This is a genomic window from Klebsiella sp. JN_Kp126 (assembly GCF_033843325.1).
Taxonomy (GTDB): domain Bacteria; phylum Pseudomonadota; class Gammaproteobacteria; order Enterobacterales; family Enterobacteriaceae; genus Klebsiella; species Klebsiella michiganensis.
The window spans coordinates 1-12,780 of the sequence record NZ_JAWXQV010000080.1; the positions used below are offsets into that span (position 1 = coordinate 1).

The following is a 12,780-nucleotide window of genomic DNA, read 5'->3' on the forward strand; positions in this document are numbered from 1 at the left end:
AAAACACGCTGACCACGCAGTCAGAAAGCATCACCTCGCTGTCCGGAAGCATCAGCACGCTGCGCAACCAGGTCTCCAACCCGTGGTTTGATGGCTCGCTGGAAAGCTATGCGGATGGTCAGCAGATAAGCGGCAGCGGCGCAATCGTGACCACGGCGCAGAAATTTAACGGCAGCAGGAGCCTGAGGCTGCGCCGTGAGGCGAATAACGGCGGCAACAGCGACAAGCAGATAGGGCCATGGTCGAGTATCCGCGAGAATGCCGTGTACAGTGTTGAGCTGTGGGCAATGATGCCGGCAGACCAGTCCCCGTCGACGGGCTGGCAGACGATAGTCGGCATTCAGGGTCAGAATGCGGCAGGGCAGAACAGTTGGCAGGGGGCGGTCACCATAACGGAAAGTGGCCTGGGCGAGCGCGGGAAGTGGGTGAAGTTCAACGGCAAGGCGCGGATGAACGGAACCGGCAGGACGCGCGGTGTGGTATGGATTTCCACACGCGGAGCGACGGGTAGCGGAACGCCAGGTTACGATCTGTATATTGACGATATTGTCATTACGGATGTGACCGATGCTCAGAAAGCACTGGATGTAGCTGATGCCAGTACCACAGCTGTCAGTGGACTGACTACCCGCGTAACGAATGCTGAGACTAAAATCACGGCACACAGCCAGCAAATAACCAGTCTGCAGAGCTCCCTTAGTGGTAAAGCTGATGCTGGAGCAGTCAATACATTGTCCAGTCGGGTGACCAGTGCTGAAGATAAAATCGAATCAACAGCCAGCAGCCTGACCAGCCTGAATAGTACCGTCGGTACGTTATCCTCGACCGTACAGGCCCAGGGACAGACTCTGTCGGATACAAACGGCAAGGTTAACTCGACATACTCCATTAAGGTTGAAACAAATAACGGTAAGAAGGTTGGTGCGGGGATCGTGTTAGGGAGCGACGGCTCCACCAGTGACATGCTCCTCTATGCAGACCGCTTTTCACTGTTTAACCGCAACAGCAAAACCGCCGTGCCGGTGATGATTGCGGAAGGTAACGAGCTGTATATTGATTCGGCACGAATTAAAAACGGCGCGATTGATATTGCCAAAATCACAGATCGACTTTCCTCTACTAATTATGTGGCCGGATGGAGAGGCTGGAGTATTACCAAGAGCGGAAGTAGTGAATTCAATAACGTTGTGGTTCGCGGTGAAATTCAGGCTGATACAGGTACTTTAAATAATGTAGTTATTAATGAGAGTTGTAATATCCTGGGCACCGTAAGGGCTAATAAGATTATTGGAGACGTCGGCTCGTGGGCAATCAATATTGCTCAGCACCGCTCCCGTCGAATTGCGAAAGCACAATGGGCCTGGTTCGATTTGCTTGCTGTTGATCGCCAGCCGTTCGAGCAACGAGTGCAGCTTTTAGGCGCGCTTCGCCAGGACGACTCAATTAATATTACGGGTGGAGGTAAATTAACGGCAGGTATGGAGTACAAGAGTTATGAAGGTGGCTCGTTGAGTATGGGTAAACTAGGGTACTGTATTCTCATGCTGGGTACCGGCGCTACTTCGGGTGGTGGCCCCATGACCTGTGCGCTCTCTATTGATGGCGTTTTATATAAGCAGGAAAATGGGAGTATGGAAATTCAATCAATGGATTTCATCGTTCCGCCAGGTACCGGCCAGACTGTTGTGCGTTATGGGTACTATCTGGACAGAAACGGTGGTATGACGGGTGTAATCTTGTCACGTTTTCACGCGTTTGTTATGCGTAATTCAAATATTATTCGAGGTGTTTCAAGTGATTAAAAGGCTAAGCTCTGTTCTAAGGTGGTGATTTACCAGACCACGGATTGCGCAGTGAGTTAAATTTAATAGCCTGAAATACAAACCGAAACGGCGCCCTCATCATGGATGACATAGTGAGGGCGCTTTGCGTTCTGAAACTGAGGATGAATAAAAGCGACCAAAAAATTTGCTAATAAATGTTAATACAGCGCATAAATACGTACTTCGCCTCTCGACGCGGCGCGCTGAGCTGCCTATTATCCTTAGGCTTGTTCATTTTAAGATGTATCTGAGGGGAGAGAAGATGCGAGCTGCGTTTTTAGTGGGATGTGCTGCGCTGTTACTGTCGGCGTGTAGTAGCAATGATGAACCTGTTCAGCAGGCAACGGCGGCGCACGTGTCGCCGGGAATGCGTGCCGCGATGAGCAGCTCCGGCCAGGCAAACTGCGCCATGGTTGGCGGCTCGTTATCGGTCGCCCGCCAGCTTGATGGCTCCGCTATCGGCATGTGCGCATTGCCGAACGGCAAGCGCTGCAGCGAGCAGGCGCTGGCAGGCGGAAGCTGCGGTAACTATTAATTCATCAGGTCGGCGAGCTTATACACCAGCGTCTGGTCGGCGGTCGCCAGCGTCAGCTGCGTTTCCGTCAGGTCGACCTGCGCGCCTTCGCGCAGCATTTTGCTCAGCGTGGCGTCCAGCGCGTTCAGCTGCGAGTCCGTGCAGAGCATGCGGGTCATCGCCAGCTCTTCAACCTTCAGCTCGCCGTCAGAGACTTTGCCCGTGCCGCTGAAGCGGTTGCACATATTACCTGAAACAGACATCTTGCCCGTAATGGGCATCTTTTCGCCGAAGCTCAGCTCCTGCGGCTTCTCCGCGGCATTCAGCGGCTGCCCGTTAACGCTGGTCAGCACAAAACGGTGATGCTGAAGCTGTTCCGCTCTGGTTGACACCTTGCTGTTATAAACGCAGCCCGATAGCAACATTCCCGCCGCCAGCAGCGCAGCAAACTTGTTCATTTAATCTCCATAAATATTTATCGTATTAATAAATGAAGGGAATTGTAACTTTATCGCAGGCGATTACTGTGGGGATTATCTGAATGTGCCCCCCGCAGAGGAGGAGCACAAAAGGGAAAGGAATATCAGACCAGCGCGTTAGGGCAGGTTTCGCCAGCATCCACCTGACGCAGGTTGTCGAGGGTGGTTTGTGAAATGCTGATCAGCGCTTCCGCGGTCAGAAACGCCTGGTGACCGGTAAACAGGACGTTATGGCAGGCGGAGAGACGGCGGAACACATCATCCTGAATCACGTCATTAGACTTATCTTCAAAGAACAGATCGCGTTCGTTCTCATATACGTCCATCCCCAGCGCACCAATTTTCTGATGCTTCAGGGCGTCGATCGCTGCCTGCGAATCGATGAGCGCGCCGCGGCTGGTGTTGATGATCATCACCCCGTCTTTCATGCGATCGAACGCGGCATGGTTCAGCAAATGGTAGTTTTCATCAGTCAGCGGGCAGTGCAGAGAGATAACGTCAGACTCTCTGTACAGGGTTTCAAGATCGACATACTCCACGCCCATATCCAGCGCGGCGGCGCTTGGGTAGGGATCAAACGCCAGCAAACGCATACCGAAGCCTTTCAGAATGCGCAGCGCGGCGACGCCGATTTTACCGGTACCGATAACTCCGGCGGTTTTACCGTGCATGGTGAAACCGGTTAGCCCTTCAAGGGAGAAGTTCGCGTCGCGGGTGCGCTGATAGGCGCGATGAATGCGGCGGTTTAGCGACATCATCATGCCGATCGCGTGCTCTGCGACCGCTTCCGGCGAGTAGGCGGGGACGCGCACCACGCGCAGGCCCAGCTCTTTCGCGGCATCGAGATCAACGTTGTTGAACCCCGCGCAGCGCAGCGCGATGTACTTCACGCCGTGGGCTTTCAGTTCTTCGAGTACCGGGCGGCTACCGTCATCGTTTACGAAGATGCACACCGCTTCACAGCCGTTGGCGGTTTTGGCGGTTTTTTCGGTTAGCAGGAAGTCAAAAAATTCCAGTTCAAAGCCGTATGCATCATTGACGTGCTGCAGATACTTCTTGTCGTACTGTTTCGTACTGTATACAGCGATTTTCATAAGACTTTTCTCCAGTGATAATACCGTCACGGTAGCATAATTAAAATAATCTTACAAATGTTAAAAACTAGTTTAATCAGCAGGTTATAGTATTAATTCTAGAGCATATCGTAGAGTTAAGAAATCTCTTTAAAAGACAATACGTTTCATTAAAAGTTGAGGCTCAGCGCCCCTGGCGCCAGCAGGACCAGCGGCCAGAGTAAACCTGAACTGACGTTAGCGAGCTGAAACTGCCAGAGAGAGGTCCCGCTGGCGCCGGTGACCAGCGGCACGGTGGCGCGCAGCGGAGAGAGAAAGCGGCTAAAAAAGACCGCCCACGCGCCGTGGCGGCGCAGGAACAGCTGGCCGCGAGCGAGGCGTTCGGCATTAAGCCAGCGGATACGATGCAGATGGTGCCGGTAGCGGTAGCCCGTCAGCCACGAGAGCCAGAATCCGCCGATGGCGCCGAGGCTGGCGCTCATCCACATTAACAAAAAATGGCCGACGCTGGCCGATGCCAGGGTACCGAACAGCAGCAGTCCGGAGGTGCCGGGGATCAGCAGCGAGATAACGGCGCAAGATTTCGTGAACGTCAGCAGGAAAACCATCAGCAATACCAATGAATAGCGGCTCTGAGCGTATTCCATCAGCGAGATAATTAAGTCCACAGCACCATCCGTTTACGTTCGCAGGTGTGAACCAGTGTCGCAGGCGAAAACTAAACCCCGGTTAAATAGCCGGCTGGTGAATCACATGGCGGCGACTACGCTTAAACGGGATGGAAACTTTAACTCACAGGTCGAACGTGCCACAATAGCGGCCTCTCGGCTTTTACTTATTTCGAATCAGGATATTAGCTGCCCATGAAGGGTAAATATAAAGCCGCCATCGCGCTATTATTAGCCCTCGTGCTGCTACCGCTGGCTTTGCTATTAACGCTCACCCACTGGGTGCCCACGCTGGCAGGTATCTGGCTACCGGCGGGAACCCGAATCTCACTTAATGAAAGCCCGCGACTGACGCGCTCCGCGCTGCGTATTCCGGATCTGCGCTACCTGGTCGGCGACTGCGAAATCGCGCGCGTCGCCAATGCCTCGCTCTCGCGTCCCAGCCGCTGGCGTTTACATATCAGCGAGCTGGATATAAACAGCGCCTGCCTGAACAAGCTTCCGGAAAGCGAAGCCGCGCCGGGGGCGCCGAAAACCCTCGCCGAATGGCAATCAATGCTCCCTTACAGCTGGCTGACGATTGACAATCTGCGCCTGTCGCCGTGGGAGAAATGGCAGGGGCGGCTGGTGATGTCGCTAACGCCACAGCAGCAGGATATCGGCTATGCCGGTAAAGAGGTTACCCTCCAGGCGCGGCTGCGCGGCCAGGCGCTGACGGTCAGCGATTTTTCCGCGCGTCTGGTGGAAGACCAGGCGCCGGTGAAGCTGGTGGGCGAGTTTCAGATGCCGCTGGTGCCGGACGGTTTGCCGGTCGACGGCCACCTGTTCAGCACCTTTGAATTTCCACAAACCCCCGGTCTTGTCGATGCCGAGCTGGAGTGGCAGAAGAACCGCGGGCAGCTGCTGGTCACGCCGCGCGGTGAAGTGGAGCCGATGCTTGACCTGCCGTGGGAAATCACCCCGGATCGTATCGTCATCAGCGATGGCCGCTGGCACACCGAATACGCGGGCAACGCGTTGAGCGGCCGGGTTGCGCTTTCGCTGGGCAACTGGCAGCAGGGCACCGAGCAGATGCAGGTCAGCGGGCGTCTTAACGTGCTCACTCAGGGCCAGGCCGGGAAGGGCAACGCCGTGCTGAATATCGGCCCCGGTAAGCTGAGCATGGACAGCAGCGACATGCCGCTACAGCTGACCGGCGAGGCCAAGCTCGGCGATCTGATTTTTTATGCCCGACTGCCCGCGCAGCTGAGCGGGCCGCTTACCGCGCCGGTGCTCAATTTTCACCCCGGCGCGCTGCTGCGTTCGCGCGGGCGGGTCATCGATTCGTTGAATATCGATGAAATCCGCTGGCCGCTGGCGGGCGTTAAAGTGACGCAACAGGGCGTTGATGGCCGCCTGCAGGCTATTCTGCGCGCCCATGAGCAGGAGATGGGGGATTTTATCCTGCATCTTGATGGCCAGGCCGACAACTTTATGCCCGACCGCGGCCGCTGGCAGTGGCGCTACTGGGGCGATGGCCATTTCACCCCGATGCAGGCGCGCTGGGATGTTAAAGGCGCGGGCGAATGGGTTGATAGCGCCATTGTGCTCAACAGCCTGTCGACCGGCTTCGATAAGCTGCAGTATGGATCCATGCTGGTGAGTACCCCGCGCCTGACGCTGGAAAAACCGATCCACTGGCTGCGCGATGAGCAGCATCCTAAACTGACCGGCGCGCTGTCGCTGGATGCCGGGAAAACCACCTTCAGCGGCGGCAGCGAACTGCCGCCGTCAACGCTTAAGTTCAACATTGATGGCCGCGATCCGACCCGGTTCCGGTTCAGCGGCTCCCTGCATGCGCAAAAAATTGGCCCCGTGCGCGTGACCGGGCGCTGGGACGGCGAACGTCTGCGCGGCGAGGCGTGGTGGCCAAAACAGTCGCTGACCGTTTTCCAGCCGTTGGTGCCGCCGGAGTGGAAGATGAACCTGCGTGAGGGAACGCTCTACGCGCAGGTGGCATTCTCTGCCGCCGCCGAACAGGGCTTCGAGGCGGGCGGTCACGGTGTGCTCAAAGACGGCAGCGCCTGGATGCCGGATAACCAGATCAACGGCGTCGATTTTGTGCTGCCGTTCCGCTTTAGCGGCGGCACCTGGCAGCTTGGCACCCGCCATCCGGTATCGCTGCGCATCGGCGAAGTCGTCAACCAGTTCACCGCGCGCAATCTGACGGCGGATCTCCAGGGCGCCTGGCCCTGGAGTGAAGACGCACCTTTACAGTTGAGCAACGTCAGCGTCGATATTCTCGGCGGCAAGCTGACCATGCAGCAGCTGCGGATGCCGCAGCACGATCCGGCGCTGCTGCGTCTGCAAAATATCTCCAGCAGCGAGTTAATTAGCGCGATTAAAGTGAAGCAGTTCGCCGTGTCCGGCCCGTTTAACGGCGCGCTGCCGCTGTGGCTGGATAACGATAAATGGATTATCAAGGACGGCTGGTTCAGCAATCCGGGGCCGATGACGATGCGTCTTGATAAAGACACCGCTGACGCGCTGGTGGCCGACAACGTCTCCGCCGGGGCGGCCATTAACTGGCTGCGCTATATGGAAGTGGCCACCTCGTGGACGCGGATCAACCTCGATAACCTCGGCGTACTGACGCTGAAGGCGACGATTAGCGGCACCAGCCGGGTAGAAGGCAAAAGCAATACGGTGCACTTAAACTACTCCCATGAAGAGAATATTTTTGACCTGTGGCGCAGCTTGCGTTTCGGCGACAATCTGCAGGCGTGGCTGGAGCAGAACGCCAGGCTGCCCGCGCCGCGCTGTCAGGACAGTCATACCTGTAAGGAACAACAATAATGATCAAACTATTCGCCGCCTTTCTGGCCACCGCGCTGCTGGCGGGCTGTACGCCGCGTATTGAAATCGCGGCATCGAAAGAGCCGATCACCATCAATATGAACGTCAAAATTGAGCATGAAATTCATATCAAGCTGGATAAAGACGTTGAGAATCTGCTCAAATCGCGTAGCGATCTGTTCTGAGGCGATGATGAGAATACGACTGATAACCGCCGCGCTGGCGCTGGTGCTGTTCAGCGCTCAGGCGCAGGCCCTGACCCTGAATGAGGCTCGCCAGCAGGGGCGGGTCGGCGAAACCCTCAACGGCTATCTTGAACCGCTGCGTCAGGATAAAGAAACCCTTGAGCTGGTGAAGCAGATCAACGCCGCCCGCAGCGACAGCTATCAGCAGCTGGCGGATGACAATAATCTACCGGTGGATCAGGTGGCGAAAATGGCCGGTCAGAAGCTGGTCGCCAGGGCGCAGCCGGGCGAGTACGTGAAGGGCCTTAACGGCAAATGGCTGAAAAAATAGCTATCGGCAGCGCTTGCGATACTCCCCCGGCGAGACGCCGAAGCGCTGCTTAAAGGCGGTGGAAAAATGGCTATGATCGCTGAAGCCCCAGCTGTAGCCGATCCCCGCCAGCTTTTCGTCATCATGGGCGCTTTGCAGCGCGCGGGCGCACAAATCGAGCCGACGATTCTTGATATATTGCGCCACCACCAGCCCCTTTTCCGCAAACAGCCGATAGAGGCTGCGCACCGACATGCCGGTTTCGCTGGCCAGCCACTCCGGGCGCAGATGTTCCGCCTGAATCGACTCATCGATTAACGCCATGATTTTCTGAAACTGCTTATCGCGCCGGGACGGCTGGGCCTCCTGGTGATGCAGCATCGGGCGCAGCAGGCAGACGATGGCCTCCAGCGCCGCTTTGCTTTCGCTGGCCGAGAGTTCAGGGCTGTTCATGCTTTCATGCAGCAGGCGCTGGCTGAGCTGGACCATCGGCAGGCTTTTCGCCAGCCGGGTAGCGATGCTGATTTCGCTGCCGCGCAGCTGTTGCTCCAGCAGCGATCTTGGCAGCAGCAGGGAGGCCTGACGCGAGGTTTGCTGCCAGATAATGGAACAGGGACGAGACGCGTCGATCAGGGTGATATCGCCGCTTTCCAGCATCGCCTGGCGGCCATCCTGCTCGATCGTCGCCTGGCCCGCGAGCTGGAAGACGGTATAAAACCAGGCGTCGTTATCGCGCTGGATCTCTTGTCGGGTGCGATAAAGATTAATGCCGCGGGCGGTCACCGTGCTGACTTTCAGGTCGCCGGCATAGCTGGCGTCGATCTCACCGTGGAAATTATCAGCCAGCGGACGGGCGGCAAACTGCCCGCAGACCTGATTGATTTTTGCTAACCAATGCTGGTAGTTCTGCCCACGATTTGCCGTACTCATCGCGCATCCCTTGTAATAATAATGTTTTTGCATTGTTGCACTTATGATGCCGGAGGCAAGGGTCAACGGCGGAGTATATGAAAGAACTATTACCTGGATCACAGTATTATTATAAAAAAATATTACGTAACACGTTTACTCGGTCACCGCAAATCCGTTATGAAATTTAACAGGCTAAAAATAAAAGAAGATATGATTAGCGGCGGGGCAAACAAGAAATAGCACGTTGTTAACATTGAAGGAGGGTTGTGTCATCCCTCTATGACTGGAATGTTCAGGAATGACACAGAATTTCTAACGCCCACCGATATATTGCAGTGAGCAAATGAAATCAGACGGGGATGCCTTGGGCACTTTCTGAATATAGGAAGCTATATCCTGATAATATTACAATGGGGAATGCGATTAATTACATGTGCATCATGCTATACTCTTCATGACTATAGGGTCACATTAATGTTCGAAATATTGATGCGTGCCAATATAATACGGAGTCGTTATATTATAGGCTCACTCAAAAATATGGGGACCTGTTGCACTATTTTGCATAGAATCGCCAGGCGCATCAAACCCAGATCTTGCCCATGATTTATCACTCGCTACTGCATTTTTACGTCTTGTCCAAAGTTGGTCTAGCTGTTTCGCTTGACGCTCCTGAGGCTCGGGTCTCTGCGATGATTGTTTTACACCAAATGGTGTTAACGTGGATTTTTCCATAAAATTCTCCTGTCTGAATTTTTGCAGACGTTTCCTGTTATTCATAAATGCTGAGTGGATATTAGCATCACCAGGAGAGAATTTATTTCAGCCTTTGTTTATCTTTGTAAATGTATAAAATGCTTCTGAAATCTATATTAGATAAAATACAATCGAGCGCAATCCCTGTCTGGGGGATGTTATCCGCAACTGTTGTCGATATCATAATATAATCTGCATGGCATTAATGAATCAGTGCTGGAATAATATTATTATTCCAGCACTGTGTATCATGATAGTGATTATACCTTTACCACCCTGCTGGCGACTCTCGCAGAATGATAAAAGGAATTATATTTACGATTAATAATCAATGGGCTCGCGAATAATGGGGCAGGTCATGCAGTGACCGCCGCCGCGACCGCGACCTAGTTCGCTGCCAACAATGGTGATCACCTCAACGCCGCTTTTCCGCAGTTGTGCATTAGTCTTGGTATTTCGGTCATAGGCCACGACCACGCCAGGCTCAAGCGCAACCATATTCGCGCCGCTATCCCACTGCTGACGTTCCATGTCGTAGTCATTACCGGCTGTTTCCACAACTCTTAATTGTTTCAGATTTAGCGCGTGGGCTACCGCGTCTACAAAATTATCTTCATCCCTGGTTAAGCGTATTCCGTGGGGCGATCTTTCATCAGGTCGCAATGAAAATGTTTTGATTTGATTAACAATAGGTGGATAAAGCGTGACGAGGTCCCGGTCGCAGAAGGTAAAAACGGTATCAAGATGCATCGCGGCTCGTAGCTTCGGCATGGCGGCAATCATCACCCTCTCTATCCCCGAATGCGGATTCGCAAAAAGCGCTTGCGCAAGCTGTGCTATCGCCTGGTAAGAGGTGCGCTCGCTCATGCCAATTAACACTGTTTTATTACCAATCGGCATTACGTCACCACCTTCAAGGGTAGCCGTACCGTGGTGGACCGTTGGATCGCCGTACCACACGTTAACCTTGCCAGCGAAATCAGGATGGAACCGGTAAACGGCAGTCGCAAGCACCGTCTCTTCATGGCGGGCTGGCCAGTAGAGGGGATTAAGAGTAACGCCGCCATTGATCCAGCAGGTGGTATCGCGGGTGTAAAGCGCGTTAGGTAAAGGAGGAAGCAGGTACTGACTCTGTGCGATAGCGGCGTGGACAAGTCTGCATTCTTCTTTATCGTATTTTCCGCCTGAGGCGTGTAGCAGTTCCAGCGTTGAAAGGCCGCCAAGTAGAGTCTGCGCGAGTTCGCGGGCGGAAATATTATCGAGAAAGTCTCGCGTTTCGTCTATCAGACTCAAGGGGACTTCATCAGGTACCACTTGTAAATCCAGAATCCATTTTCGCGCCAGAGGATTTTTTACCGTTTCTTCCAGCAATTGATGGAACTCAACAACCTCAACCTCGCGCTCACGCATTTTATTCATAAAATCGAAGTGATCGCGTTTGGCGTTCGCTACCCACAGAACATCGTCAAACAACATACGGTCACAGTTCCCCGGAGTAAGGCGTTCATGCGCCATCCCCGGTGAACATACCATAACTTTTTTTAATTTACCGACCTCTGAATAAACGCCAAAGGCGGGTGATGTGTTTTTATTTTCAGTAAGCATAATATTTCCGTTTATTAAATTTGAATGAGTCCCGTTGCGATTGCATAGATACCGATGATGGCTCCTGACATCAGCATGGCAAACAGAAGAAGCTCATGCCTGGTGAAAACTTTCGCCAAATTCTCTTTTCTCGCGAAATAGTAAAGAATGGTTCCCGGACCGTAAATAATGGTAGAAAGTAAAAGATATTTTACGCCACCAGCGTAAATCATCATCAGCGAATAAATCAGGGCAATGGCGGAAAGTATCAGCCCCTTCCTTATCTCTGTTGCCGAGCCGGAGTAGGATTCCCCGGTTAACGCAAGCTTTAAAGCATATGCGCTGACGAGGAAATAAGGAATTAACGTCAGCGAGCTGGTTAACTCCAGTGCCAGCTGGAAGGCGTAGTCGGTGAACAGCGTGATGATTAAAAAGACCTGAATAAATATGTTGGTCAGCCAGACAGCCTTATAGGGGACCCGGTTAGCGTTCTCTTTAGCCAATACTTTTGGCATCAATCCGGATTTTGCTGCGCTGTATAACACTTCTGCTGCCAGTAATGACCAGGAGAGATAGGCGCCTAAAACCGATATGACCAGGCCAATACTGATAAAAATCATCCCCGGACGACCGACAATTGTCTCCAGTACGCCGGCCATCGAGGGTTGACGTAGCGCGGCAAGCTCCGGTCGTAAAAGTACCCCATATGAGAGGAGAGTGACCAGACACAGAATGCACAGGACACCGATAAAACCGAACACCGTGGCGGTACCGATATGGCTACGTTTTTTCGCCAGACGGGAATACACGCTCGCTCCCTCTATCCCGAGAAAGACGAATACCGTCACCAGCATAGTATTGCGGACCTGCGAAAATAAAGACTCGTGCTCATTGTCAGGCGCGGCGATATAGTGCACAAGGTCATGGTATCCTTCAGACAGGGTATGGGAGTGAATATCCCTGATGTCGGGTACCCCCCAGAAGTTAACGGTGAAAATGTCAGCATTGAACGCGAACATAAGAACGACAATAAAGACACCTATCGGTATGATCTTGGCCCAGGTGACCACCGTATTAATAATTGCAGCTTCTTTGACGCCCCTTAATACCAGGATATGGAAACACCACAGGACAACAGAAGCAGTGAGTATCGCGTATAAAGTATTGCCATCGCCGAAGATGGGGGAGAATGTGCCGAGGGTTGATTTTATCAGCACAAAATAAGACACGTTGCCGATACAGGTCCCCGCCCAAAAACCGAGCGCGGAAGTAAACCCAAGGTAATTCCCAAAGCCTTCTTTAGCGTAAATAAATATACCCGAATCCAGATGCGGTTTTCTTATCGCCAGAGTCTGAAAGACCAGGGCGAGGGTTAACATTCCCCCGCCAGCGATACACCACGCGATGATGGCAGCAAGCCCGCCCGCTGCGCGCCCGAAAGTGGCGGGAAGTGAAAATATTCCTGCACCAATCATCGAACCGACCACCAACGCGGTCAGCGCAGGCAAAGACAGCTTTGCATCTGATTTATTCATGATTGAATATCTTGCTCATATAAATTAATGATAAAAACGCTTCTCACCGCAGACTCTCTGCGTAAGTCCATACCGATAAAATGAGGTGGCATCCCGTCAGATGAAA

The 12,780-nt window shown here is 53.4% G+C and carries 12 protein-coding genes; 5 read left to right on the top strand and 7 right to left on the bottom strand.

Translation table 11 applies throughout. The features are described 5' to 3' along the window. Both SIK97_RS19140 and SIK97_RS19145 read left to right on the top strand, forming a co-directional pair. The coding region (locus SIK97_RS19140; protein ID WP_319610956.1) for a phage tail tip protein at positions 1-1,802 on the top strand (1,802 nt) is incomplete at its 5' end. A gap of 283 nt (positions 1,803-2,085) precedes the next feature. Beyond that, positions 2,086-2,358, top strand: coding sequence for a DUF333 domain-containing protein (locus SIK97_RS19145; RefSeq protein WP_004101621.1), 273 nt, complete (start codon positions 2,086-2,088; stop codon positions 2,356-2,358). Here the strand turns inward: SIK97_RS19145 and hslJ are convergent. From hslJ to SIK97_RS19160, 3 genes are all read right to left on the bottom strand, one after another. Beyond that, positions 2,355-2,795, bottom strand: coding sequence for a heat shock protein HslJ (gene hslJ / locus SIK97_RS19150; protein WP_032749338.1), 441 nt, complete (start codon positions 2,793-2,795; stop codon positions 2,355-2,357). The genes SIK97_RS19145 and hslJ overlap by 4 nt on opposite strands. A gap of 125 nt (positions 2,796-2,920) precedes the next feature. Next, positions 2,921-3,910 (bottom strand): 2-hydroxyacid dehydrogenase, encoded by a 990-nt coding sequence (locus SIK97_RS19155; RefSeq protein WP_004112629.1) that lies wholly within the window; start codon positions 3,908-3,910, stop codon positions 2,921-2,923. A 149-nt stretch (positions 3,911-4,059) separates the two neighbouring features. Continuing rightward, complete coding sequence (locus SIK97_RS19160; RefSeq protein WP_004850371.1) at positions 4,060-4,557, bottom strand: DedA family protein; 498 nt, start codon at positions 4,555-4,557, stop codon at positions 4,060-4,062. Between the two features lie 195 nt (positions 4,558-4,752). Here SIK97_RS19160 and SIK97_RS19165 point away from each other — a divergent pair, with 195 nt between their 5' ends. From SIK97_RS19165 to SIK97_RS19175, 3 genes are read left to right on the top strand one after another with little or no spacing between them, the layout of a single operon-like run. Then, on the top strand, positions 4,753-7,392 hold the full coding sequence (locus tag SIK97_RS19165) for a YdbH family protein (RefSeq protein ID WP_049102097.1): 2,640 nt from the start codon (positions 4,753-4,755) through the stop codon (positions 7,390-7,392). Then, a complete protein-coding gene (locus tag SIK97_RS19170) occupies positions 7,392-7,577 on the top strand; it encodes a YnbE family lipoprotein (protein ID WP_004121063.1) in 186 nt (61 codons plus the stop codon). The genes SIK97_RS19165 and SIK97_RS19170 overlap by 1 nt, the downstream gene beginning before the upstream one ends. Positions 7,578-7,584: 7 nt before the next feature. Next, on the top strand, positions 7,585-7,908 hold the full coding sequence (locus SIK97_RS19175) for a YdbL family protein (protein ID WP_014838317.1): 324 nt from the start codon (positions 7,585-7,587) through the stop codon (positions 7,906-7,908). Here the strand turns inward: SIK97_RS19175 and feaR are convergent, their stop codons facing one another. The 4 genes from feaR to SIK97_RS19195 form a co-directional block, all read right to left on the bottom strand. Then, a complete protein-coding gene (gene feaR / locus SIK97_RS19180; protein WP_032749332.1) occupies positions 7,909-8,817 on the bottom strand; it encodes a transcriptional regulator FeaR in 909 nt (302 codons plus the stop codon). It abuts the gene before it with no gap. 510 nt (positions 8,818-9,327) lie between these two features. Further along, on the bottom strand, positions 9,328-9,534 hold the full coding sequence (locus SIK97_RS19185; RefSeq protein ID WP_134896712.1) for a hypothetical protein: 207 nt from the start codon (positions 9,532-9,534) through the stop codon (positions 9,328-9,330). A 342-nt stretch (positions 9,535-9,876) separates the two neighbouring features. After that, on the bottom strand, positions 9,877-11,160 hold the full coding sequence (locus tag SIK97_RS19190; RefSeq protein WP_057173908.1) for an arginine deiminase: 1,284 nt from the start codon (positions 11,158-11,160) through the stop codon (positions 9,877-9,879). 14 nt (positions 11,161-11,174) lie between these two features. Further along, positions 11,175-12,674: an amino acid permease gene (locus SIK97_RS19195; protein ID WP_071957414.1), complete on the bottom strand. Its 1,500-nt coding sequence runs from the start codon at positions 12,672-12,674 to the stop codon at positions 11,175-11,177. Positions 12,675-12,780: the final 106 nt, after the last annotated feature.